Raw genomic sequence first — 21,987 nt, forward strand, 5'->3', positions numbered from 1 at the left:
AGGGAGTGGGCGAGCACAATCGGCTTCTTACCCCCTGGGGGGGCGTCCCCCCCCCCCCCCCCCCCCCCCACTTCTCTCCCCACCTCATCTCCCCTCCCATCTGTCCGAGACAGGGCGCTCCCCGCCCGGAAGGAACACGATGTCCCAGAACACCCGCACCCAGGCCCTCACCGACTCCGGCGTCTCCATCTGGCTTGACGACCTCTCCCGCAAGCGGCTCGAGTCCGGCAACCTCGCCGAGCTGATCGCCACCCGCAACATCGTGGGCGTGACCACGAACCCCTCGATCTTCCAGGCCGCGATCTCCGGCTCCGACGAGTACGACGCCGACATCCGCACCCTCGCCGCCGAGGGCAAGGACGTCGACGCTGTCATCGAGAAGCTCACCACCGACGACGTGCGCACCGCGGCGGACCTCTTCGCCGACGTCTACGCCTCCTCCAAGGGCTTCGACGGCCGCGTCTCCATCGAGGTCGACCCGCGCCTGGCCCACGAGACCGAGAAGACCATCGTGCAGGCCAAGCACCTGTTCGAGGTCGTCGGCCGCGAGAACGTGATGATCAAGATCCCCGCCACTGAGGCCGGCCTGCCCGCGATCACCGCGGTCATCGCCGAGGGCATCAGCGTGAACGTGACCCTGATCTTCTCGGTCGAGCGCTACCAGGAGGTCATCGACGCCTACCTGACCGGTCTCGAGCAGGCCGCCGCGGCCGGGAAGGACCTCGCGACCATCCACTCGGTCGCCTCGTTCTTCGTCTCCCGCGTCGACACCGAGATCGACAAGCGCCTCGAGGCCCTCGGCGGCGAGGCGGAGACCCTCCGCGGCAGCTCCGGCGTCGCGAACGCCCAGGCCGCCTTCGGCGAGTACCTCGCCGCGTTCTCCGCGCAGCGCTTCGAGGCCCTGAAGGCCCAGGGCGCCAATGTGCAGCGCGCTCTGTGGGCGTCCACCGGCGTCAAGAACCCCGACTACCCCGATACGCTGTACGTCGACCGTCTCGTGGCCGATCCGACCGTGAACACCATGCCGGAGAAGACCCTCGAGGCCGCCGCCGACCACTCCGAGCCGGCAGCCGCGCTCTCCGCCGAGACCGCGGCCACCGGCGAGTCCGTGCTCGAGCGCGTCGCCGAGGCCGGGGTCGACCTGGCCGATGTCTTTGCGCTGCTCGAGCGCGAGGGTGTCGAGAAGTTCGAGAAGGCCTGGGAGGAGCTCATCGCGACCGTGTCGACCTCCGTCGACGCCGCGCGCGCCTGATCCTCTCCCGCTCCACGAGCACGGTCCCGCCCCTTCCGGGGCGGGCCGTGCTCTCGCCAGTCCGTGTCCGAGAAAGGACCATCGTGACCGATACCAGCACTCCCCCGTCCGGGACCGAGGGGCCGGAGGTCGACAACCCGCTGCGGGATCCGCGCGACCGTCGGCTGCCTCTGATCGCCGGGCCCTCCTCCATGGTGATGTTCGGCGTCACCGGCGATCTCGCCCGCAAGAAGCTGCTGCCGGCGATCTACGACCTCACCCACCGCGGGCTGCTGCCGCCGAGCTTCGGCCTCGTCGGCTACGGCCGACGCGACTGGTCCGACGACGACTTCGCCGACTACGTGCGCAAGAGCGTCTCCGAGCACTCCCGCACCGGCTTCTCGGAGAGCGTCTTCGAGCAGCTCCGCGGCGGTCTCCGCTTCGTCACCGGCACCTTCGACGACCCCGCCGCCTTCGAACGGCTCACCGAGGTGGTCGGCGAGCTGGACCGCACCCGCGGCACCGGCGGCAACCACGCCTTCTACCTGTCGATCCCGCCGGACGCCTTCCCGCAGGTGTGCGAGCAGCTCGCGAACTCGGGCCTGAACACCCCGCGCGACGGCTCGTGGAGGCGCGTCGTCATCGAGAAGCCCTTCGGGCACGACCTCGCCTCGGCGCGCGAGCTGAACGACGTGGTCGAGAAGGCGTTCCGCCCCGAGGACGTCTTCCGCATCGACCACTACCTCGGCAAGGAGACGGTGCAGAACATCCTCGCGCTGCGCTTCGCGAACCAGCAGTTCGAGCCCGTGTGGAACGCGAACTACGTCGACCACGTGCAGATCACGATGGCCGAGGACATCGGCATCGGCTCCCGCGCCGGCTACTACGACGGCATCGGCACCGCGCGCGACGTCATCCAGAACCACCTCCTGCAGCTGCTCGCGCTGACCGCCATGGAGGAGCCCGTCTCCTTCCGCGCCTCGGACCTCCGAGCCGAGAAGGAGAAGGTGCTCGCAGCCGTCGAGCTGCCCGAGGATCTCGGCGCCCACACCGCCCGCGGCCAGTACGTCGGCGGCTGGCAGGGCGGCGAGCAGGTGCGCCCCTACCTCGAGGAGGACGGCATCCCCGCGGACTCGGTCACCGAGACCTTCGCGGCGATGCGCCTGGACATCGCCACCCGTCGCTGGGCCGGGGTGCCCTTCTACCTGCGGGCCGGCAAGCGTCTGGGTCGCCGCGTCACCGAGATCGCGGTCGTGCTCAAGCGGGCTCCGTTCCTGCCCTTCCGCTCCACCGACACCGCGGACCTGGGCCAGAACGCGATCGTCATCCGTGTGCAGCCCGACGAGGGCGTGACCATGCGCTTCGGCTCCAAGGTCCCCGGCACCCAGATGGAGGTGCGCGACGTGACCATGGACTTCGCCTACGGCATGAACTTCACCGAGGAGTCCCCCGAGGCGTACGAGCGCCTCATCCTGGACATGCTGCTCGGCGACCCGCCGCTGTTCCCGCGCCAGAAGGAGGTCGAGCTCTCCTGGAAGATCCTCGACCCCATCACCGAGTACTGGGCCGAGAACCTGAAGCCGGCCCCGTACCGACCCGGCACCTGGGGCCCGGACACCGCCCACGAGATGCTCGCCCGCGACGGACGTACCTGGAGGCGACCGTGATCACCACCCTGCAAGACACCACCGCCTCGGCCATCGACAAGAAGATGATCGAGATGCGGGAGACCTTCGGCGCGAACACCATCGGCCGGGTCCTCACGCTCATCATCATCGCCACCGGTGACCTCGAGGAGCCGCTCCACGCCGCGATCAGCGCGAGCCACGAGCACCCCGCGCGGGTGATCGTGGTCGACGCCGATCCCGAGGCAGAGAGCTCCGGGCTGGACGCCGAGATCCGCGTGGGCCGCGACGCCGGCGCCGGGGAGATCGTGATCCTCCGCGCCCGCGGCGAGATCATGAGCTCCTTGGACACCCTGGTGATGGCGCTCCTGCTCCCGGATGCGCCGATCGTCACCTGGTGGCCCGAGAACGCCCCCTCCTCCCCCGTGCACGACGTGCTCGGCTCCATGTCCCAGCGGCGCATCACCGACGCCGCCGCCTGCGAGTCCCCCGTCGCGACCCTGAAGCGTCTCCGCCGCGGCTATGCGAGCGGCGACTCGGACCTGGCCTGGTCGCGTCTGACTCGCTGGCGGGGCCTGCTGGCGAGCGTCTTCGAGGTGCCGCCGGTCTCCGTGCCCCAGCGCATCGAGGTCTCCGGCGCCGCCGAGAACCCATCGGTCGTCCTGATGTCGGCCTGGCTCGAGCACGCCCTCGGGATCGAGGCGGAGATCGTCGAGCCGACCGGCGAGGGCAAGGACATACCCGGCGTGCACGGGGTGCGCCTGCACCGCGCCGACGGCACCATCGAGCTGACGCGGGTGAGCGACGAGGCGATCGTCATGACCCTGCCCGGGGACGACAACCGACAGCACGTCACCATGCCGCGCCGCAGCCTCGACGAGCTCCTCGCCGAGGAGCTGCGCCGCCTGGATCCCGACGAGGTGTACGGGGAGGTGCTCGCGAGCGCCTTCACCGGCATCGACGATTTCGCGACCTATGCCTCGGGCAAGCCCGAGCCGACCGACACGGTCGTCGCCGACGCCGCTGCGCTGGCGGAGGCCGCCGCGACCGACGTCGCCGCCCGGCTCGCGGAGGCGCAGTCCGAGCGGACCGTCGCACACCTGGTCGTCACCGGCGGGACCGTCGGCACGGCGACCGCGGCGGCCCTGCCCGCGGCATTCTCCGCCGCCGGGGTGGACGCCGCTCGCCTGCATCTCTGGTGGGGCGACGAGCGGTACGTCGACCCCGACTCCGACGAGCGCAACGAGGTCGCCGTGCGGGCGGGCCTGATCGAGCCGCTCCTCGCGGCCGGGCTGCTCCCCCGCAACGTGCATGTGATGCCCTCCCCCGCCGACGGCATGTCCCTCGACGAGGCGGCCGCCTGGTACGGGCAGCAGCTCGACGCGGCGGGCGGCGACGAGCCGTTCCGCACCCGGGGACGCGCGTTCTTCGACGTGCTCCTGCTGGGCGTCGGGCCCGACGGTCACGTCGCCTCGCTGTTCCCGGAGCATCCGGACCAGCAGCAGGCCGGTGCCAGCGCGATCCCCGTCACCGACTCCCCGAAGCCGCCGGCCTCCCGGATCTCCCTGACCTGGCCGGTGCTGAACTCGGCGCGTCACGTGGCTCTCCTGGTCGCCGGTGAGGAGAAGGCCGCTGCCGTGGCCGCGGGTCATGGCGAGATCTCCCCCTGGACGGTCCCGGCCTCCGCGGTGCGCGGTCTCGAGTCGACCACCTGGTATCTCGACGAGGCTGCGGCCTCGCAGCTCGCCGAGGGCTGAGAGCGGCCCACGCCACGTTCTGGCGCCCGACGGGGCGGTTCCCTCCGGGGAGCCGCCCCGTCGCCGTTCCCGCCTCCGGCCCGCGGCCCCGCCCCGGCAACGCTCCGCCCGCCCGCCCCCGGACACGACGAAGCCCCCGCCAGGAGCGGGGGCTTCGAAAGGAGGGGCCGACGCGAAGGCGCCGCGGGCTCAGATCAGGCGCTCGATGATGCCGAGACCGATGCAGCACAGGCCCCAGATCACGGCCATGCCCACGGTGAGCCGGTTGAGGTTCCGCTCCGCCACGCCCGAGGCGCTCGCAGAGGCGGAGACGCCGCCGCCGAACATGTCGGAGAGCCCACCGCCGCGTCCCTTGTGCAGGAGCACGAGCATGATCGCGAGAAGGCCGCTGACGACCATCACGATCTGGAGGATGAGCTTCAGGAGGGACAGATCCACGGGGGACGACACCTTCCGGGTGGGGGACGGACCGATCCAGGATACGGCACGGGCCGGACCTCGGGAGGTCCGGCCCGCGTGGGGAGGCTCTCGCTGCGCCGGTGGGCCGGAGCCCCCAGGATCAGCTCTGGCGGCTCCGGCCCGTCCGAGGCTGTCTCAGCCCTGGTAGCCGGCGATCTTCGCGAACTCCTCCGCCTTCAGCGAGGCGCCGCCCACGAGGGCACCGTCGACGTCGGGCTTCTCCATCAGCTCGGCGACGTTGGCGGACTTGACGCTGCCGCCGTAGAGGACGCGCACGGCGTCGGCCGCGGTGTCCCCGTGCTTCGCGCGGACCCACTCGCGGATCGCGGCGCAGACCTCCTGCGCATCGTCCGGGGTGGCGACCTCGCCGGTGCCGATGGCCCACACGGGCTCGTAGGCGATGACGCTCACAGCGACCTGCTCGGCGGTGAGGCCCTCGAGGCCGCCCTCGACCTGGGCGAGGGAGTACTCGACCTGCTTGCCGGCCTGCCGCTCCTCGAGCGGCTCGCCGACGCACAGGATCGGGGTGAGGCCCGCGGCGAAGGCGGCCTTCACCTTGGCGTTCGTGAGCTCCTCGGTCTCGCCGTGGTACTGGCGGCGCTCCGAGTGGCCGATCGCCACATAGGTGCAGCCCAGCGCCGTCAGCATCTGGCCGGAGATCTCGCCGGTGTAGGCGCCGGACTCGTGCGCGGAGAGGTCCTGGCCGCCGTAGGCGATCGGGAGCTTGCCGGAGTCGACCGCGACCTGCACGGTGCGGAGGTCCACGAACGGGGGCAGCACCACGGTGTCGACCTTGGTGGTGTCGACGTCCTTCAGCTGCTCGCCGAGCTCCTCGACGAGGGCGAGGCCCTGCTTCCAGTCGAGGTTCATCTTCCAGTTGCCCGCCATGAGCGGGGTACGGGTGGTCACTTGGTGCCCTCCTCGAGGATCGCGATGCCCGGCAGCTCCTTGCCCTCGATGAGCTCGAGGCTCGCACCGCCGCCGGTGGAGATGTGCGAGAAGCGCTCCTCGTCGACGCCGAGGAGGCGCACGGCCGCGGCGGAATCCCCGCCGCCGACCACGGTGTAGCCCGGCGCGTCGGCCAGGTGCTCGGCGACGGCGCGGGTGCCGGCGGCGAACGTCTCGAACTCGAACACACCCATCGGGCCGTTCCAGAACACGGTCTTGGCGTCCGCCATCTTCTCGCCGAACAGCGCGGCGGTCTTCGGGCCGATGTCCATGCCCTCCTGGTCGGCGGGGATCCCGTCGGCCGGGACGACGGTGGCCTCCGCGTCGGCGGAGAACTCCGCGGCGACGACGGTGTCCACGGGCAGCACGAGCTCGACGCCGTTCGCGGCGGCGCGCTGCAGGTACTCGGCGACGACATCGATCTTCGACTCGTCGAGCAGCGACTTGCCGATCTCGAGGCCCTGGGCCTTCTGGAAGGTGTAGGCCATGCCGCCGCCGATGAGGATGCGGTCGGCCTTGCCGAGGAGGTTGTCGATGACGGCGAGCTTGTCGGCGATCTTCGCGCCGCCGAGGACGACCACGAAGGGGCGCTCGGGCTCGTCGGTGACCTTGCGGAGCGCCTCGACCTCGCGCAGAACCAGCTCGCCGGCGGCGGCCGGGAGCAGGGTGGCGAGCTCATAGACGGACGCCTGCTTGCGGTGCACGACGCCGAAGCCGTCGGAGACGAAGGCGTCGCCGAGGGCGGCGATCTGCTCGGCGAAGGCGAGGCGCTCGGCGTCGTCCTTCGCGGTCTCGCCCGCGTTGAAGCGCAGGTTCTCGAGGATCGCGACGCGGCCGTCCTCGAGGGCGTCGACGACCGAGCGGGCGGACTCGCCCACGGTGTCGGTCGCGAAGGCGACCTCCTGGCCGAGCAGCTCGCCGAGGCGGGCCACGACGGGGCGCAGCGAGTACTTGTCCTCCGGGGCGCCCTTCGGGCGACCCAGGTGGGAGATCACGACGACGCGGGCGCCGCCCTCGACCAGCCGGGTCAGGGTGGGCAGCGCGGCACGGATGCGGCCGTCGTCGGTGATGGTGGTGCCGTCGAGCGGCACGTTGAGGTCGGCGCGGACGATGACGCGCTTGCCGCGCACGTCGCCGAGCGATTCGAAGGTCTTGAGCACTGGTGCTTCCTTTGCTGAGGGGCAGGGGCCCCGCCGGGGCCGGGGGCTCGCTCGCGCCCGGCGAGGAGCCGTGACGAGAGGAGCCCGCCGGGCGCCGACCCTACGGGTTGGCGCCGGCGGGCTCCTGAGCTGTCCAGCTCGTCGAAGGACGAGGAGGTCAGAGGGACTTGCCGACGAGCTGCGAGAGCTCGACGAGGCGGTTCGAGAAGCCCCACTCGTTGTCGTACCAGGCGAAGATCTTCACGAGGTTGCCGTTCACCTTGGTGAGCTGCGCGTCGAAGATCGAGGAGTGCGGGTCGCCCTCGATGTCCTTGGAGACGATCGGGTCCTCGGTGTAGCGGAGGATGCCCTTGAGCGGGCCCTCGGCCGCCTTCTTCACCGCGGCGTTGATCTCCTCGATGGTGACCTCGCGGGACGCCTCGAAGGTGAGGTCGGTGATCGAGCCGGTGGGGACCGGCACGCGCAGCGAGTAGCCGTCGAGCTTGCCCTTGAGCTCGGGGAGCACGAGCGCCACGGCCTTGGCCGCACCGGTCGTGGTGGGAACGATGTTCAGGGCGGCGGCGCGTGCACGACGCGGGTCCTTGTGGGGGCCGTCCTGGAGCACCTGGTCCGAGGTGTAGGCGTGGATGGTGGTCATGAGGCCCTTGACGATGCCGAACTCGTCGTTGAGGACCTTGGCCACCGGCGCGAGGCTGTTGGTGGTGCAGGACGCGTTGGAGACGATGTGGTGGTTGGCGGGGTCGTAGTCGCCCTCGTTCACACCGATCACGAAGGTGGCGTCCTCGTTCTTCGCCGGAGCGGAGATGATGACCTTCTTGGCGCCGGCCTCGATGTGGGCCTTGGCCTTCTCGGCGTCGGTGAAGATGCCGGTGGACTCGATGACGACGTCCGCACCGATCTCGCCCCACGGGATGTTCTTGGGGTCGCGCTCGGCGTACGCCTTGAAGGTGTTGTCGCCGACGGTGATCGAGGTCTCGTCGTGGGAGACGTCGTAGGGCAGCACGCCGCCGATCGAGTCGTACTTGATCAGGTTCGCGAGCGTGGCGTTGTCGGTGAGGTCGTTCACACCGACGATCTGGATGTCTGCCTTCTGCTCGAGCGCGGCGCGCAGGAAGTTGCGGCCGATGCGACCGAACCCGTTGATTCCGACCTTAATGGTCACGGTTCCTCCTAGATTCACAGGTCCTCTGTGAAATATGAACACTGGCGCGCACGCCCTCGTACGCTCGGACGGCGCCGGATGTGACCGACGACCGCTGTGATCCTATCAATGCCCGGCGTCGGGTGACGGGGGTAACTGGTCCTCGTCCACTCCGTCTTCGGTCCCGGGGATGCCGAGCTCCTCCGCCTGCTTGTCCGCCATGGCGAGCAGGCGCCGGATACGACCGGCCACGGCGTCCTTCGTGAGCGGCGGGTCGGCGAGCCGTCCGAGCTCCTCGAGGCTCGCCTGACGGTGCTCGAGCCGGAGACGCCCGGCGTGCCCGAGATGCTCGGGAACCTCGTCGCCGAGGATCTCCAGCGCCCGCTGGACCCGCTGCCCGGCGGCCACCGCGGCCCGTGCAGAGCGGCGGAGGTTCGCGTCGTCGAAGTTCGCCAGCCGGTGCGCGGTGGCCTTGACCTCCCGCTTGGTCCGACGGTCCTCCCAGGTGAGGACGGTGTCGTGGGCACCCATCCGGGTGAGCAGGGCGGAGATCGCGTCGCCGTCGCGCAGCACCACGCGGTCCGCTCCGCGAGCCTCGCGCGCCTTCGAGGCGACACCCAGGCGGCGCGCCGCGCCGACCATCGCCAGCGCCACCTCCGGTCCGGGGCAGGAGAGCTCGAGCGCCGAGGCGCGCCCCGGCTCGGTGAGGGTCCCCCGGGCGAGGAAGGCCCCGCGCCATGCGGCCTCCGCGTCGGCGATCGCCCCGCCGACGACGAAGGGCGGCATCCCCCGCACCGGGCGCCCCCGGGCGTCGAGCAGCCCCGCCTGCCGGGCCAGCATGCCGCCCTCGCGGTCCACCCGGACCAGGTAGCGGGTGGTGCGCCGGATGCCCGAGGGTGCGAGGACCGCCAGCTCGGCCCGGTGCCCGTACATCTCGGCAATGATCCCGTGCAGACGGCGCGCGACCGCCGCGGAGTCCAGCTCCGCCTCGACCACGACCCGGCCGGCGACGAGATGGAGTCCGCCCGCGAAGCGGAGCATCGCCGCCGCCTCGGCCTTGCGCGCTGAGGGCCGGGTCACCTCGAGATGGCTGAGCTCCTCCTTGGCCTCACCGGTCAGCGCCATGGGTGTCCTCCTGGGGGGCGTCTGCGGACTCGACGTCGCCGTAGGCGTCGTCGAACAGGTCTCGGTACGCGGCGGCGAGGCGCACCGGGTCGTGATGGGGTGTGCCGTCGCCGACGCTCACCTGGCGCAGCAGGGCACGGATGCCCCGCTGGCCGGCGGCCTCGGCGAGGCCGAGCGCGTCCTCGAGGGCGGAGGGATCGGCGAGCAGGGCGTCGAAGCGGATGCCCGGAGCGATCTCGAGCAGCACATCGAGCATGTCGAGGCTGGTCATGCCCTCCGACTCCTGCGAGCCGCTGGAGAGGTTTGTGGTGATGCAGCGCCGCGCCGACGTGGTGCGGATCGCCTCCGCGATCTCCGGGATGATCAGGTGCGGCATCACGGAGGTGTACCAGGACCCCGGCCCGACGATGACCCAGTCGGCGCGCTGGATCGCCTCGATCACCTCCTCGGGCACCCGGGGGCGCGGCGGGTCCAGCCGCACCTCCTGGACGCGGCCCTCCGCCGTGGCGACCTGCCACTGGCCGGACACGGTGCGCAGGGTGCCGTCGGCGCTGCGTACGTCCGCCTCGATGTCGAGCGGGTCCAGCGCCATGGGCAGCACGCGGCCGCGGGCCCCGAGGAGCGCCGCCATCTGCTCGAGCCCCTCGACGGGGTCGTCGAGGATCTGCCAGAGCGCGACGATCAGGAGGTTCCCGAGGGCGTGCCCGTCCAGCTCGCCGTCGGTCTGGAAGCGGTGCTGGATGACATCGCCCCAGATCGATCCCCAATCGGAGTCCTCGCACAGGGCGGCGAGGGCCATCCGCAGGTCGCCCGGGGGCAGCACCGGCATCTCGGTGCGGATGCGGCCGGAGGAGCCGCCGTTATCGGCGACGGTGACCACCGCGGTGATGTCGTCGGCCAGCAGACGCAGGGCGCGCAGGTTCGCGGCGAGACCGTGGCCGCCGCCGAGGGCGACGACCCGCAGCGGGCGGTCCGGGGCGCCGCGGCCACCGCGGCGGGCGCGCAGCGAGCGGCCGGGGACGAGCGGCGAGCTGCCGCGTCGGGAGCGGGGGGCGATGCTCATTCGCGCCCCAGATCCCGGTGCCGGATCCGCACGGCGTGGCCGGCGCGGCGCAGCTCGTCGCCGATCCGCTCGCTCACCGCCACGGAGCGATGCTTCCCGCCGGTGCAGCCGATCGCGAGAGTGGTGAAGTGCTTGTTCTCGGCGCTGTACCCGCGCAGCACCGGGGTGATCATCTCGAGGTAGCGGTCCACGAACTCCGCGGCATTGGCGTCGGAGAGCACGAAGTCGGCGACCTCGGGGTCGGTGCCGCGCTTCGGCTTCAGCTCCGGCACCCAGTAGGGATTGGGGATGAAGCGCACGTCGCTGACGTGATCGGCCTCGAGCGGGATGCCGTACTTGAAGCCGAAGGAGAGCATCGTGACAGTCAGCCGCTGCTCCTGCACCGTCCCGAAGACGGTGCGCATCTTCATCGTCAGCTGGTGGACGTTGAGCGGGGAGGTGTCGATGACCAGGTCGGCCATCCGACGATAGGCGGCGAGCATCTCGCGCTCGCGGCGCATGCCCTCGAGCACGCCCTCCTCCCCGGCGAGGGGGTGGGGGCGGCGCACCGAGTCGAAGCGGCGCACGAGAGTGCTCTCGTCGGCCGTGAGGAACACCAGGCGCACCCGGTGCTGGGTGCGGCGCAGCTCCGCGACCACGTCCCCGAGCTCGGAGAAGAACGGGCCCGAGCGGGGGTCGACCACCACGGCGACGCGGTAGTCGCGACCCTTCGCGGAGGCCTGCAGCTCGAGCATCGCCGGGATCAGCTGCGGGACGATGTTGTAGACGACGTACCAGCCCATGTCCTCGAGGGCGTGGGCGGCGGTCTCCCGGCCGGCGCCGGCGAGACCGGTGATGATCACGACGTCGCCGCGCGGATCACCTTCCTCGTCGCGGTCCCGTGCATGGTCGGGCGCGGACGGCTCCGGGGGATCGGCCCGCGGAGCGCGCTCCGGGGGTTCTTCCGAGCGGTTCTGCGCGGGCGGGGCGGGGTCGATCGGCGGAACGGGATCCGTGCCGTCGCGGGACTCCTCAGCGGTCACCGGGGGCTCCTTCCGAGTCGGGGTCCGGGGCGGCGGCGCGGGCCGTCGGCTCCCGGTCGAGGATCTCGCCGGTGGCCATGTCGATGACCACGTCGAGCCCCTGGTCCTCCGGGGCCGCCCCCTCGTCGGAGGCGACCGCTGCCCCCTCGGATGTTAGCGCGGCCAGGATCGACGCGGCGAGTGCGGGACCGATCCCGTCGACCTCGACGAGGTCCTCCTCACTCGCCGCCCGGATCGCGGAGACGGTGACGAAGCGGTCCAGCAGCGCGCGCCGCCGCGCGGGGCCGAGCCCCGGGATGCCGTCAAGGGCGCTCGCCTGCATCGCCCGCCCGCGCTTGGACCGGTGGAAGGTGATCGCGAAGCGGTGGGCCTCGTCGCGGAGACGCTGCACGAGGAACAGCGCCTCGCTGGTGCGGGGCAGGATCACCGGGTACTCCTCGCCCGGCAGCCAGATCTCCTCGAGCCGTTTGGCGATGCCGGCGAGGGCGATGTCGGTGATGCCGAGGTCGTCCATGGCGCGCTGGGCGGCGGCGACCTGGGGCGGTCCGCCGTCGACGAGGATCAGCGAGGGCGGGTAGGCGAAGCGGCGGTGCCGTCCCGGGGTCGCGTCGTCGTCGGCCGGGTCCGGCGGATCGAGGTGGTGCTTGAGACGCCGCGTGATGACGTCGTACATCGAGGCGGTGTCGTCGCGGGCGGCGGTGCCGGTCACGGAGTAGCGGCGGTACTCGCTCTTCTTCGGCAGACCGTCCTCGAAGACCACCTGGGAGCCGACGACGTTGGTGCCCTGCGAGTGGGAGATGTCGTAGCACTCGATGCGCAGCGGGGCGTCGTCGAGGCCGAGCGCCTCCCCCAGGTCCTCGAGGGCCTTCGTGCGGGCGGTGAGGTCGCCGGTGCGCTTCAGCCGATGCAGCCGCAGCGCCTCCTCGGCGTTCTCCGTGACGGTGGCGAGGAGGTCCTTCTTCTCGCCGCGCTGGGGGACGCGCAGGTCGACGGTGCGGCCCAGCAGCTCGCGGACCTGCTCGAGGTCGGGGGGCAGGACGGGGACGAGCACCTCGCGCGGGGCGGTGCCCTCGGCGTACAGGGTGGTCAGGGCGCGCTCGACGAGATCCGGGGCGGTGGACTCGTCGAGGATCTCCGCGGTCCAGCCGCGCTGGCCTCGGATCCGGCCGCCGCGCACGTGGAAGACCTGCACGGACGCCTCGAGCTCATCCTGGACGAGGCCGATGAGGTCCGCGTCGGTCGCGTCGGAGAGGACCACCGAGTTCTTGGACATGACCGCGTCGAGGGCCGCGAGATCGTCGCGCAGGGCGGCGGCGCGCTCGTAGTCCATCGCCGCGGCGGCGTCACGCATCTGCCGCTCGAGGCGGCGCGTGTAGGTCGCCGTGTTCCCGGCCATGAAGTCCGCGAACTGCTCGGCGAGCTGCCGGTGCTCCGCCTCGGAGATCTCTCCGGTGCAGGGCGCGGAGCACTTCCCGATGAAGCCCAGCAGGCACGGCCTCCCGGAGCGCTCGGCACGGCGGTAGACGCCCGCGCTGCAGGAGCGCACCGGGAAGACCCGCAGCATCAGGTCGAGGGTCTCCCGGATCGCGCCCACCTGCGGATACGGCCCGAACACGCGGTCGCCCTTGGGGCGGGGCCGACGGGTGATGTGGACCCGCGGCACCGCCTCCCCCATCGTCAGCACGAGATAGGGGTAGGACTTGTCGTCACGGAACTTGACGTTGAACCGCGGGTCGAACTCCTTGATCCAGGTGTACTCGAGCGTGAGCGCCTCGACCTCGGTGCCGACGACGGTCCACTCGACGCTCGCGGCCGTGGTGACCATGCGACGGGTGCGCTCATGCAGCACCGCGAGGTCCTGGAAATAATTCACGAGGCGCTGGCGGAGGTTCTTCGCCTTGCCGACGTAGATCACGCGGCCGTGCTCGTCCCGGAAGCGGTACACCCCGGGACGGGTGGGGATGTCCCGCGTCGCGGGACGGTAGGTCGAGGGATCTGCCATGCCTCAGCCTCGCACGGCGCGGCCGGAGCGTCCTGACTGCAGCAGCGGGGCGAGGAAGCGGCCGGTGTGGGAGTCGGGATGCGCCGCGATCTGCTCGGGAGTGCCGGTCGCGACGACCGTGCCGCCGCCGGATCCACCCTCGGGGCCGAGGTCGATCACGTGGTCGGCCGTCTTGATGACGTCGAGGTTGTGCTCGATGACGATGACGGTGTTGCCCTTGTCCACGAGTCCGCCGAGCACCTCGAGCAGCTTGCGCACGTCCTCGAAGTGGAGACCGGTGGTCGGCTCGTCGAGGACGTAGACGGTGCGCCCGTTGGAGCGCTTGTGCAGCTCGGAGGCGAGCTTGACGCGCTGCGCCTCGCCGCCGGAGAGCGTCGTCGCGGACTGGCCGAGCTTCACGTAGCCGAGGCCCACGTCGACGAGCGTCTGCATCTGCCGGCGGATCGCGGGGACCGCGTCGAAGAACTCGAGCGCCTCCGCGATCGACATGTCGAGGACCTCGGCGACGTTCTTGTCCTTGAAGTGCACCTCGAGGGTCTCGCGGTTGTACCGCCTGCCGTGGCAGACCTCGCACTGTACGTAGACGTCCGGCAGGAAGTTCATCTCGATCTTCAGCGTGCCGTCGCCCGAGCAGGCCTCGCAGCGGCCGCCCTTGACGTTGAAGGAGAAGCGGCCGGCGGTGTAGCCGCGCATCTTCGCCTCGTGGGTCTGCGCGAAGAGAGTCCGCACCCGGTCCCACACGCCGGTGTAGGTCGCGGGGTTCGAGCGTGGAGTGCGGCCGATGGGCGACTGGTCCACGTGCACGACCTTGTCGAGGTGCTCGAGGCCCGTGACCCGCTTGTGCCGGCCGGGGACGATCCGTGCCCGGTTCAGCTCCTTCGCGAGCACCGCGTAGAGGATGTCGTTGACCAGGGAGGACTTGCCCGAGCCGGAGACGCCGGTGACGGCCGTGAGGACGCCGAGCGGGAAGGTGACGTCCTGGCCCTTCAGGTTGTTGGCGCGCGGGCCGACGACGGTCACGGTCCGGCCCGGGTCAAGGGGCCGGCGGGCGTCGGGCAGCGGGATCTCGAGGGCGCCGGAGAGATAGCGGCCGGTGAGGCTCTCGGCGTTCGTCTTGAGCTCCTCGACCGTGCCGGAGTGGACGACCTTCCCGCCGTGCTCGCCGGCGAGCGGGCCGATGTCGACGACCCAGTCGGCGGCGTTGAGCGTGTCCTCGTCGTGCTCGACGACGATCAGGGTGTTGCCGAGATCGCGCAGCCGCTCGAGCGTCGCGATGAGCCGCTCGTTGTCGCGCTGGTGCAGGCCGATCGACGGCTCGTCGAGGACGTAGAGCACGCCGACGAGCCCCGAGCCGATCTGGGTGGCGAGGCGGATGCGCTGCGCCTCGCCGCCGGAGAGGGTCGCGGCGGCGCGGGCGAGGGTCAGGTAGTCGAGGCCCACGTCGAGCAGGAAGCCGAGGCGGGAGCGGATCTCGCGCAGCACCTCGTCGGCGATCGCGGCCTCTCGCACGCCGAGCTCGAGGCCCTCGTGGAACGCGAGCGCGTCGCGGATCGACATGTCGGCGACCTCGGCGATCGACCTGCCGCCGACGCGCACGGCGAGCACCTCCGGCCGCAGGCGGGCGCCGCGGCAGGCGGGGCAGGGCACCTCGCGCATGAACTGCTCGTAGCGCTCCTTGGCCCAGTCGGACTCGGTGTCCGAGTGGCGGCGCTCGAGGAAGGTCATGACGCCCTCGAAGCCGGTCGAGTACGTGCGCTCGCGGCCGAAGCGGTTGCGGTAACGGACGTGGACCTGGTGGTCCTTGCCGTTCAGCAGTGCTTCGCGGGCCCGCTCGGGGAGCGCGCGCCAGGGCACGTCCATCGAGAAGGAGAGCTCCTCGGCGAGAGCCGCCATGACCTCCTGGTGGTGGTCGGTCGAGCCCATGGCCCAGGGGGCGATGGCGCCCTCGGCGAGAGTGAGGTCCTCGTCGGGGATCACCAGGTCGGGATCGACCTCGAGACGCTGGCCGAGGCCGGTGCACTCGGGGCAGGCGCCGTAGGGGGCGTTGAAGGAGAAGGTGCGCGGCTCGATGTCGTCGATCGAGAGCGGGTGCTGGTTGGGGCAGGCGCGCTTCTCGGAGAAGCGGCGGATGCGGTCCTCGTCGTCCTCGGGGCGGTCAACGAACTCGACCAACACGACGCCCTCGGCCAGACGCAGCGAGGTCTCGACGGAGTCGGTGAGCCGGCGGCGGGCGTCGGGCTTCGCGGCGAGACGGTCGACGACCACCTCGATGGTGTGCTTGTAGCGCTTGTCGAGGGAGATCTCCTCGTCGAGGCGGCGGGTCGCTCCGTCGATGCGGGCGCGGGCGTACCCCTGGGAGCGCAGGGAGGACAGCAGGTCCTGGTGCTCGCCCTTGCGGCCCTGGACCACGGGGGCGAGGAGCTGGAAGCGGGTGCCCTCGTCGAGGTCGAGGAGTGTGTCCACGATCTGCTCGGCCGAGGAGGAGGTGACGACCTCGCCGCACACCGGGCAGTGCTGCACGCCGGTGCGGGAGAAGAGCAGGCGCAGGTAGTCGTAGATCTCGGTGATCGTGCCGACGGTCGAGCGCGGGTTGCGGTTGGTGGACTTCTGGTCGATCGAGACCGCCGGGGAGAGCCCCTCGATGAGGTCGACGGAGGGCTTGTCCATCTGGCCCAGGAACTGCCGGGCGTAGGCGGAGAGCGACTCGACGTAGCGCCGCTGCCCCTCGGCGAAGATCGTGTCGAAGGCGAGGGAGCTCTTGCCCGAGCCGGACAGGCCGGAGAACACCACCAGCCTGTCGCGGGGGATGTCGATGTCGATGTTCTTGAGGTTGTGCTCGCGCGCACCACGGACGACCAGCGATTCAGTCACCGGGCCATCGTAGTGGCGCGGCCCGACGCTCGAACAGCTGTTCGGAGGAGAGCTGTGCGACATACCCTGGTGCCCATGAACCCCGAGACCCCCGCCTCGCCCTCCCCCGCCCTCGCGCTGCGCTCGCTGTCCGTCGGCCCCATGGACAACAACGCCTACCTGCTCACCTGCCGGGCGACCGGCGCGCAGCTGCTGATCGACGCGGCCGCCGAGCCCGAGCGGCTCCTGGCCCTCGTCGCCGAGGGGGCGGCCGACGGACCCGCGGGGCCGACCGGCGCCTCACCCAACGGGGGCGAGGCGGGCTCCGCCCCGGCGGGGCCGGCTCGCCTCGAGCGCATCGTCACCACCCACCGCCACCACGACCACATCGGCGCTCTCGCGGCCGTCGTCGCGGCGACCGGAGCGCGCACCGCCGCCGGCGCGGAGGACGCGGAGTCGATCCGCGAGCAGACCGGGATCGCGATCGACGAGCCCCTGGCCCACGGCGACCGGATCCGCGTCGGCGCGGCGGAGCTCGAGGTGATCGCGCTGCGGGGACACACTCCCGGCTCGATCGCGCTGCTGTGGCGCGGCGGGGAGGCGGGCGACCACCTGTTCACCGGGGACTCGCTGTTCCCCGGCGGGGTCGGCAACACGCAGCAGGACCCGGAGCGTTTCGCCCAGCTTCTCGGCGACGTCGAGGACCGGGTCTTCGCTGTGCTGCCCGACGCGACCGCCGTGCACCCCGGTCACGGCGCGCCGACGACGCTCGGCGCCGAGCGGCCCGAGCTGCCGGCCTGGCGCGCGCGGGGCTGGTGAACCCGATGGAGGCCGACAGACCGGTCTGGACCGCCCTGGGGCGGGCGGCCGACGGGCGGATCGCCCAGGTCGACCTCGCCGAGGACGGCACGGTCCTCGCGACCGCCTCCGTCGACCTCGAGGGACTCGCGGAGGCCGTCGCCGCGCAGGAGGCCGCGGTGCGCCCGCGCTGGGTGCTCCCGGACGTGCGCACCTGGTATCCGCGCCTGCTGGCCGCCGGGGTGACCCTCGAGCGCTGTCTCGACCTGCGCCTCGTGCACCGGATCCTGCGCCATTCGCAGCTGGTCGCGGACGTGCGGGCGCTGCGCGCGGCGACCGCCTGGGACACGCCCGTCGATCCCGCACCGGAGGTCGATCGGCGCGGGGACGCGCTCTTCGACCTGGACCCGTCGGCCACGCGTGACCAGGGCGTGCCCCACGACATCGACGAGGTGCTCGCCGAGCTCGGCCGCCAGCGGGAGGCGCTCGACGGCGCACGGGACAAGGGCCGGCTGCGGCTGCTCGCGGCGGCGGAGTCCGCCGGGGCGCTGATCGCCGCCGAGCTGCAGGCCGCCGGCATCCCCTGGGACGTGGCCGAGCACGACCGCATCCTCACGGCGGCCGTCGGGCCGCGCCCGTCCGCCGGGTCGCCGCCCGCCCGCATGGCGGAGGTCGGCGCGGAGGTGCGTGCGGCCCTCGGCGACCCGCAGCTGTCCCTCGACTCCCCGCCCCGCCTGCTGCGGGCCCTGCACCGGGCCGGCATCGACGTGCGCTCCACCTCGCAGTGGGAACTGCAGGAGCAGGAGCATCCGGCGATCGAGCCGCTGCTGCGCTACAAGAAGATGTCCCGCCTGCTGACGGCGAACGGCTGGGCGTGGATCGACGAGTGGGTGCACGAGGGCCGGTACCGCCCGGTCTACGTGCCCGGCGGCGTGGTCACCGGGCGGTGGGCGTCCAGCGGCGGGGGCGCCCTGCAGATCCCGCGGCAGCTGCGGCCGGCCCTGCGCGCCGATCCCGGCTGGATGCTGGTCAGCGCCGACGTGTCCCAGCTCGAGCCGCGGGTGCTCGCCGCCATGGCCGCGGACGAGGCGATGATCACCGCCGGCGCCGGCCGCGACCTCTACGCCGGCATCGTCGAGGCCGGCATCGTCGCGACCCGGCAGGAGGCGAAGGTGGGGGTGCTCGGGGCGCTCTACGGGGGAACCGCCGGGGACAGCGGACGGGTGGTGCCGCGGCTGCGGCAGCGCTTCCCCGCGGCGATGGCGCTGGTGGACGGAGCGGCCGCGACCGGGGAACGGGGCGGGACGGTGACCACGTGGCTCGGCCGCTCCTCCCCCGCCCCCGAGCAGGAGTGGACGCGCGCGCAGGCCGCGGCGCACGGGGCCGACGCCCCCGCCGGGGAGGGTGAGCGGGCGCGGCGCGCCGCACGGGACCGGGGGCGATTCACCCGGAACTTCGTCGTGCAGGGCACGGCGGCCGAGTGGGCGCTGTCCTGGATGGCGGGGCTGCGCCTCGCCCTCAGCCGGTTCGAGGAGGTGCCCGAGGGGCGGGCCGCCCGGGCCTCCGGACCCGTCTTCGCGCGGCGGCCGCACCTGGCGTTCTTCCTGCACGACGAGGTGATCGTGCACGCCCCCGAGGAGCAGGCCGAGGCCGCCGCGGAGGCGATCCGCAACACCGCTCAGGCGGCGGGGCGGCTGCTCTTCCCCGGCAGCGCGATCGACTTCCCGCTGGACCTCTCGATCACGGAGCGCTCGGCGGAGAAGTGAGCGGTTCGGCGAGGACCCTGGAGAGGTCGCCGAGGATCCTCTCGACCAGCTGATCCTCCGAGAGGTCCTCCCCGAGGACCTGCTCCCCCGGGACGCCGAGCACGTCGTGGGGTCGGTACCAGGACGCGACCACCTCGCCGTGCACGTGCCCCGCGATCGGCTTGCCGGAGTGACGGCGCAGCGTCTCCGGGAGGCTGACGTCGAGGTAGTACACGAGGGCCGCACCGGGTGCCGCCTCGAGCATCCGCTCGATCATGCCGTGATAGCGCACGGCACCGAAGATGCCCTCCAGGACGGTGATGCGCCCGATCCCCAGGCAGTGCCGGACCATCGCCTCGAGCAGGCCGATGGTGTCGCCCTGACCCTGTTCGCGCTCCCACAGCAGCTCGCGGCGCACGTGGTCCTGCCCGATCACCGCGACCTCGCCGCGCGGCAGGGCGCGCTGTAGCCGTCGCGCCGCCGTCGACTTCCCGGAGGCGGAGTTCCCGCGCAGGAGGATGAACGGCGGCACGCCTCGAGGGATCCCCATCGCTCCATCCTGGCAGAGAACGGGACCCTCCGCCGTGAGGACCGGCCGGTGCCCGTCGACCGAGACCCCTCGGCGGCGCGGCGGTCAGCGGGCGCTGAGGATCTCGAGCGGATTGCCCTCGGGGTCCGCGAGGAGCCATCGCCCGGGCTCCGCGCCCTCGAGGAGACTGCCCCCGGCGGCGAGGGACTGCTCGATCCGCGCGTGCACTGCCTCGGGAGCCAGCTCGAGCACGGGCCAGGTGCGGCTGCGCTGTCGTCGCCGCGCGTCGTCGACCGGGTCGAGCCCCTGGAGCACGAGCGCGGGGCCCAGGCGTCGGGGATCGACGAGGTCGGTGACGCCGTCGCGCGGATCCCTCCGCCAGCCGAGCGCCGCCGCCCAGAAGTCGCGGACCGAGGCGACATCCGCGGCGTCGAGGAACAGCTGGACGAAGCGCGGCATGTCGGGGACCGCGACGGCGCCGAGCCCGCGCGCGGCGGCCTGGATCCGGGCGGCCAGATCGAGGACGTCCATGCCTGCGGGGTACACACCCTCCTCCCACTGGTCCTTGCCGCTGTCCAGGAGCACCAGCTCGGCGCGCAGGTCGACGAGGAGCGGCGCGCCGGCCTCCTCGGCGAGGGCCGCGGCGGCGGTGACCAGCTCGGCCCGCCCCTCGGCGCTCGCCAGGCGGTAGCACGCCATGGCGCCGAACACCTGCCACCAGTCCGCCGACTCCGGCGTCCCGCCGAGGGGCGAGCCCGGCACCGCATCGATCTCGTTGCCGTCGGCATCGGCATGTCGCACGCCGTAGGGACCGCCCGCCGGGCCGAGATCCAGGCCGGCCAGCACGGGCTCCGGCCGGACGATGTCGAGATGCAGTCGCTGACGGAGCGGTCGCGGGTCCTCCGCGGTGCACAGGCGGAGCCGTGGATCCCGCCGCAGCGGGTCGATCAGCGTCATGCCGTCCGCCGGCGGGTCCTCTGCCGCCATTCCCTCCGAGGAGGCGTAGCCGAGGGCGCTCCGCCAGAAGGGCTCGATGTCCCCGGGACGGGGCGACTCGGTCACGAGGGAGATCTCCTGCAGGACGCTCGGGTCCGCGAGCAGCCCGATCCCCCGGGCCGTCGCCGAGACCCTCTCGGCGGCGGCGAGGGACCGGACGCGCACCCGCAGCCCGGTGGATCGGAGGTCGCAGCCCAGGACGTCCGGGTCGGGTGAGAGCCGCGCGCCCAGCGCCGCGGACGCCGTGAGGGACGGCGCGGTGAACCATGCGGTCCGCACGCCGCCGAGCGTGCGCCAGTCCTCTGCATCCCCGCCGATGGTGGCCATGGCGGCAAAGCTACTGCCCGGCTCCGGGGGTCTCAAGGGGCCGTGACGGCACCCGAGAGCCGGGGGTTCCCGGTGCTCGCGCGGGGAGCGCCTCGAGCAGGGCCTACGCCTGCTTCGAGGGGTCGTCGCGGCCCGGGTCCCGGGTGTCGAGGAGAGTCGAGGCGAGGGTCACCGCACCGGTCGCGAGCCCGATCCACAGCCGGGGCGCCGGCACCTCCCGGCGTCGCAGGAAGCCCTCCGCCCCACGGTCCAGGCGGAGGCCCGCTACGCCCGCCCAGACCATCAGGCCGCCGAGGGCGAGGGAGAGCGCCGCCTCGGGAACCGTCGGGGGCCGCAGTCCGTGCAGGATCGGATCGTCGTCGCCCGACGGGTCCAGGCATCCCTGCTGAGCGAGGAGGCTGACACCGGTGGAGAGCACCGCGGGCAGCAGGACGTAGCCGGCCCGGACCGGTCGCGGCAGGCGGTGCACCGGGATCATCCCGAGGCCGGACGCGGCGGCGGTGCCCACGGCCAGGGAGAGAATCCGGATGCGGATGCGCTGGGATGGTGCCACGTGGTCCTCCTCGTCGTCCTGCGGCATGGCATGAGCCGTCCGTGCGGGGCAGGTCCCCTCGCTCACCTCGCCCCTCGCTCACCTCGCCGAGCAGGGTGCTGCGTACCCTCGACGCTACCGGGACATCCGGTCCTCGACGGCCGACGATCGTCGGCCTCGGAGCACGACCTTCGCCGCCGCTCGCCGATGAGGGAGAATGGCCCGATGCGCCTCTGGTCACTGCACCCCCGCTACCTCGACCGCCAGGGCCTCACGGGCTGTTGGCGGGAATCGCTGCTGGCGCAGGCCGTGCTGGCAGAGCGCACGCGCGGGTACAGATCGCATCCTCAGCTCGAGCGCTTCCGCGCGCAGGCCGATCCCCTCGCCTCGGTCGGCCTGTACCTCGAGGCCCTTGCCGCCGAGGCGTCGTCGCGCGGCTACCGTTTCGACCGCTCCCGCATCGACCATGCGCCGAACCTCGAGGCGCCTGCGACGAGGATCCCGGTCACCGACGAGCAGCTCGCCCTGGAGTGGCGCCACCTGCTGGCCAAGCTCGAGCTCCGCAGCCCCGACCTCCACCACCGGCTGCGGCAGCTGTCCGGCCCGGAGCCGCATCCGCTGTTCACCGTCGTGCCGGGACCCGTCGAGCCGTGGGAGCGAGAACCCGCCTGAGACGG

General features: G+C 72.3%; 18 protein-coding genes. 6 read left to right on the top strand and 12 right to left on the bottom strand.

The annotated features are described in order from the left end of the window. Positions 1-139 precede the first annotated feature (139 nt). The 3 genes from tal to pgl all read left to right on the top strand — a co-directional run bounded on the left by tal (position 140) and on the right by pgl (position 4,613). Positions 140-1,252 (top strand): transaldolase, encoded by a 1,113-nt coding sequence (tal, locus tag V1260_RS10475; protein ID WP_329746762.1) that lies wholly within the window; start codon positions 140-142, stop codon positions 1,250-1,252. 83 nt (positions 1,253-1,335) lie between these two features. Continuing rightward, a complete protein-coding gene (zwf, locus tag V1260_RS10480; RefSeq protein WP_329746763.1) occupies positions 1,336-2,898 on the top strand; it encodes a glucose-6-phosphate dehydrogenase in 1,563 nt (520 codons plus the stop codon). Further along, positions 2,895-4,613, top strand: coding sequence for a 6-phosphogluconolactonase (gene pgl / locus V1260_RS10485; RefSeq protein WP_329746764.1), 1,719 nt, complete (start codon positions 2,895-2,897; stop codon positions 4,611-4,613). Before zwf ends, pgl begins: the two co-directional genes overlap by 4 nt. Positions 4,614-4,802: 189 nt before the next feature. On the opposite strand, the gene secG is transcribed toward pgl, so the two are convergent. The 9 genes from secG to uvrA all read right to left on the bottom strand — a co-directional run bounded on the left by secG (position 4,803) and on the right by uvrA (position 16,404). Further along, the gene (gene secG / locus V1260_RS10490) at positions 4,803-5,045 is read right to left on the bottom strand and encodes a preprotein translocase subunit SecG (RefSeq protein ID WP_329746905.1); all 243 of its coding nucleotides are present in this window, start codon (positions 5,043-5,045) and stop codon (positions 4,803-4,805) included. A 162-nt stretch (positions 5,046-5,207) separates the two neighbouring features. Next, positions 5,208-5,981 carry a triose-phosphate isomerase gene (gene tpiA, locus V1260_RS10495; protein WP_329746765.1) on the bottom strand — a complete coding sequence of 258 codons (774 nt, stop codon included), beginning with the start codon at positions 5,979-5,981 and terminating at the stop codon, positions 5,208-5,210. Beyond that, positions 5,978-7,180, bottom strand: a complete 1,203-nt coding sequence (locus V1260_RS10500; RefSeq protein ID WP_329746766.1) for a phosphoglycerate kinase — start codon at positions 7,178-7,180, stop codon at positions 5,978-5,980. The genes tpiA and V1260_RS10500 overlap by 4 nt, the downstream gene beginning before the upstream one ends. A gap of 157 nt (positions 7,181-7,337) precedes the next feature. After that, positions 7,338-8,342: a type I glyceraldehyde-3-phosphate dehydrogenase gene (gene gap / locus V1260_RS10505; protein ID WP_329746767.1), complete on the bottom strand. Its 1,005-nt coding sequence runs from the start codon at positions 8,340-8,342 to the stop codon at positions 7,338-7,340. Between the two features lie 105 nt (positions 8,343-8,447). Next, positions 8,448-9,446 (bottom strand): DNA-binding protein WhiA, encoded by a 999-nt coding sequence (gene whiA / locus V1260_RS10510; protein ID WP_329746768.1) that lies wholly within the window; start codon positions 9,444-9,446, stop codon positions 8,448-8,450. Continuing rightward, positions 9,430-10,509, bottom strand: a complete 1,080-nt coding sequence (locus V1260_RS10515) for a gluconeogenesis factor YvcK family protein (RefSeq protein ID WP_329746769.1) — start codon at positions 10,507-10,509, stop codon at positions 9,430-9,432. The genes whiA and V1260_RS10515 overlap by 17 nt, the downstream gene beginning before the upstream one ends. Then, complete coding sequence (gene rapZ, locus V1260_RS10520) at positions 10,506-11,351, bottom strand: RNase adapter RapZ (RefSeq protein ID WP_329746906.1); 846 nt, start codon at positions 11,349-11,351, stop codon at positions 10,506-10,508. Before rapZ ends, V1260_RS10515 begins: the two co-directional genes overlap by 4 nt. Positions 11,352-11,520: 169 nt before the next feature. Next, positions 11,521-13,533 carry an excinuclease ABC subunit UvrC gene (gene uvrC / locus V1260_RS10525; RefSeq protein ID WP_329746770.1) on the bottom strand — a complete coding sequence of 671 codons (2,013 nt, stop codon included), beginning with the start codon at positions 13,531-13,533 and terminating at the stop codon, positions 11,521-11,523. A gap of 3 nt (positions 13,534-13,536) precedes the next feature. After that, a complete protein-coding gene (gene uvrA / locus V1260_RS10530; RefSeq protein ID WP_329746771.1) occupies positions 13,537-16,404 on the bottom strand; it encodes an excinuclease ABC subunit UvrA in 2,868 nt (955 codons plus the stop codon). Between the two features lie 75 nt (positions 16,405-16,479). On the opposite strand from uvrA, the gene V1260_RS10535 reads away from it, so the two are divergent. Together V1260_RS10535 and V1260_RS10540 are read left to right on the top strand one after the other, a co-directional pair. Next, positions 16,480-17,202, top strand: coding sequence for an MBL fold metallo-hydrolase (locus V1260_RS10535; RefSeq protein WP_329746772.1), 723 nt, complete (start codon positions 16,480-16,482; stop codon positions 17,200-17,202). Between the two features lie 5 nt (positions 17,203-17,207). Then, positions 17,208-18,947 carry a bifunctional 3'-5' exonuclease/DNA polymerase gene (locus V1260_RS10540; protein WP_329746773.1) on the top strand — a complete coding sequence of 580 codons (1,740 nt, stop codon included), beginning with the start codon at positions 17,208-17,210 and terminating at the stop codon, positions 18,945-18,947. Here V1260_RS10540 and V1260_RS10545 read toward each other — a convergent pair. The 3 genes from V1260_RS10545 to V1260_RS10555 all read right to left on the bottom strand — a co-directional run bounded on the left by V1260_RS10545 (position 18,922) and on the right by V1260_RS10555 (position 21,331). Then, on the bottom strand, positions 18,922-19,476 hold the full coding sequence (locus V1260_RS10545; protein ID WP_329746774.1) for an AAA family ATPase: 555 nt from the start codon (positions 19,474-19,476) through the stop codon (positions 18,922-18,924). The genes V1260_RS10540 and V1260_RS10545 overlap by 26 nt on opposite strands. Positions 19,477-19,560: 84 nt before the next feature. After that, positions 19,561-20,778 (bottom strand): VOC family protein, encoded by a 1,218-nt coding sequence (locus tag V1260_RS10550; RefSeq protein WP_329746775.1) that lies wholly within the window; start codon positions 20,776-20,778, stop codon positions 19,561-19,563. Positions 20,779-20,881: 103 nt separating this feature from the next. After that, the gene (locus V1260_RS10555; protein WP_329746776.1) at positions 20,882-21,331 is read right to left on the bottom strand and encodes a hypothetical protein; all 450 of its coding nucleotides are present in this window, start codon (positions 21,329-21,331) and stop codon (positions 20,882-20,884) included. Positions 21,332-21,535: 204 nt separating this feature from the next. Between V1260_RS10555 and V1260_RS10560 the strand changes: the two genes are divergently transcribed. After that, positions 21,536-21,982, top strand: a complete 447-nt coding sequence (locus V1260_RS10560; protein ID WP_329746777.1) for a pyrimidine dimer DNA glycosylase/endonuclease V — start codon at positions 21,536-21,538, stop codon at positions 21,980-21,982. The last annotated feature ends 5 nt before the right edge of the window (positions 21,983-21,987 follow it).

It is taken from the genome of Brachybacterium sp. J144 (genome assembly GCF_036321705.1).
In the GTDB taxonomy this organism is placed as follows: Bacteria; Actinomycetota; Actinomycetes; order Actinomycetales; family Dermabacteraceae; genus Brachybacterium.

Excerpts from the sequence above, each read along its gene's own strand:
- tal (WP_329746762.1), top strand. The coding sequence starts at position 140 with ATGTCCCAGAACACCCGCACCCAGGCCCTCACCGACTCCGGCGTCTCC.
- whiA (WP_329746768.1), bottom strand. The coding sequence starts at position 9,446 with ATGGCGCTGACCGGTGAGGCCAAGGAGGAGCTCAGCCATCTCGAGGTG.
- V1260_RS10515 (WP_329746769.1), bottom strand. The coding sequence starts at position 10,509 with ATGAGCATCGCCCCCCGCTCCCGACGCGGCAGCTCGCCGCTCGTCCCC.
- uvrC (WP_329746770.1), bottom strand. The coding sequence starts at position 13,533 with ATGGCAGATCCCTCGACCTACCGTCCCGCGACGCGGGACATCCCCACC.
- V1260_RS10535 (WP_329746772.1), top strand. The coding sequence starts at position 16,480 with ATGAACCCCGAGACCCCCGCCTCGCCCTCCCCCGCCCTCGCGCTGCGC.
- V1260_RS10540 (WP_329746773.1), top strand. The coding sequence starts at position 17,208 with ATGGAGGCCGACAGACCGGTCTGGACCGCCCTGGGGCGGGCGGCCGAC.
- V1260_RS10545 (WP_329746774.1), bottom strand. The coding sequence starts at position 19,476 with ATGGGGATCCCTCGAGGCGTGCCGCCGTTCATCCTCCTGCGCGGGAAC.
- V1260_RS10550 (WP_329746775.1), bottom strand. The coding sequence starts at position 20,778 with ATGGCCACCATCGGCGGGGATGCAGAGGACTGGCGCACGCTCGGCGGC.
- V1260_RS10560 (WP_329746777.1), top strand. The coding sequence starts at position 21,536 with ATGCGCCTCTGGTCACTGCACCCCCGCTACCTCGACCGCCAGGGCCTC.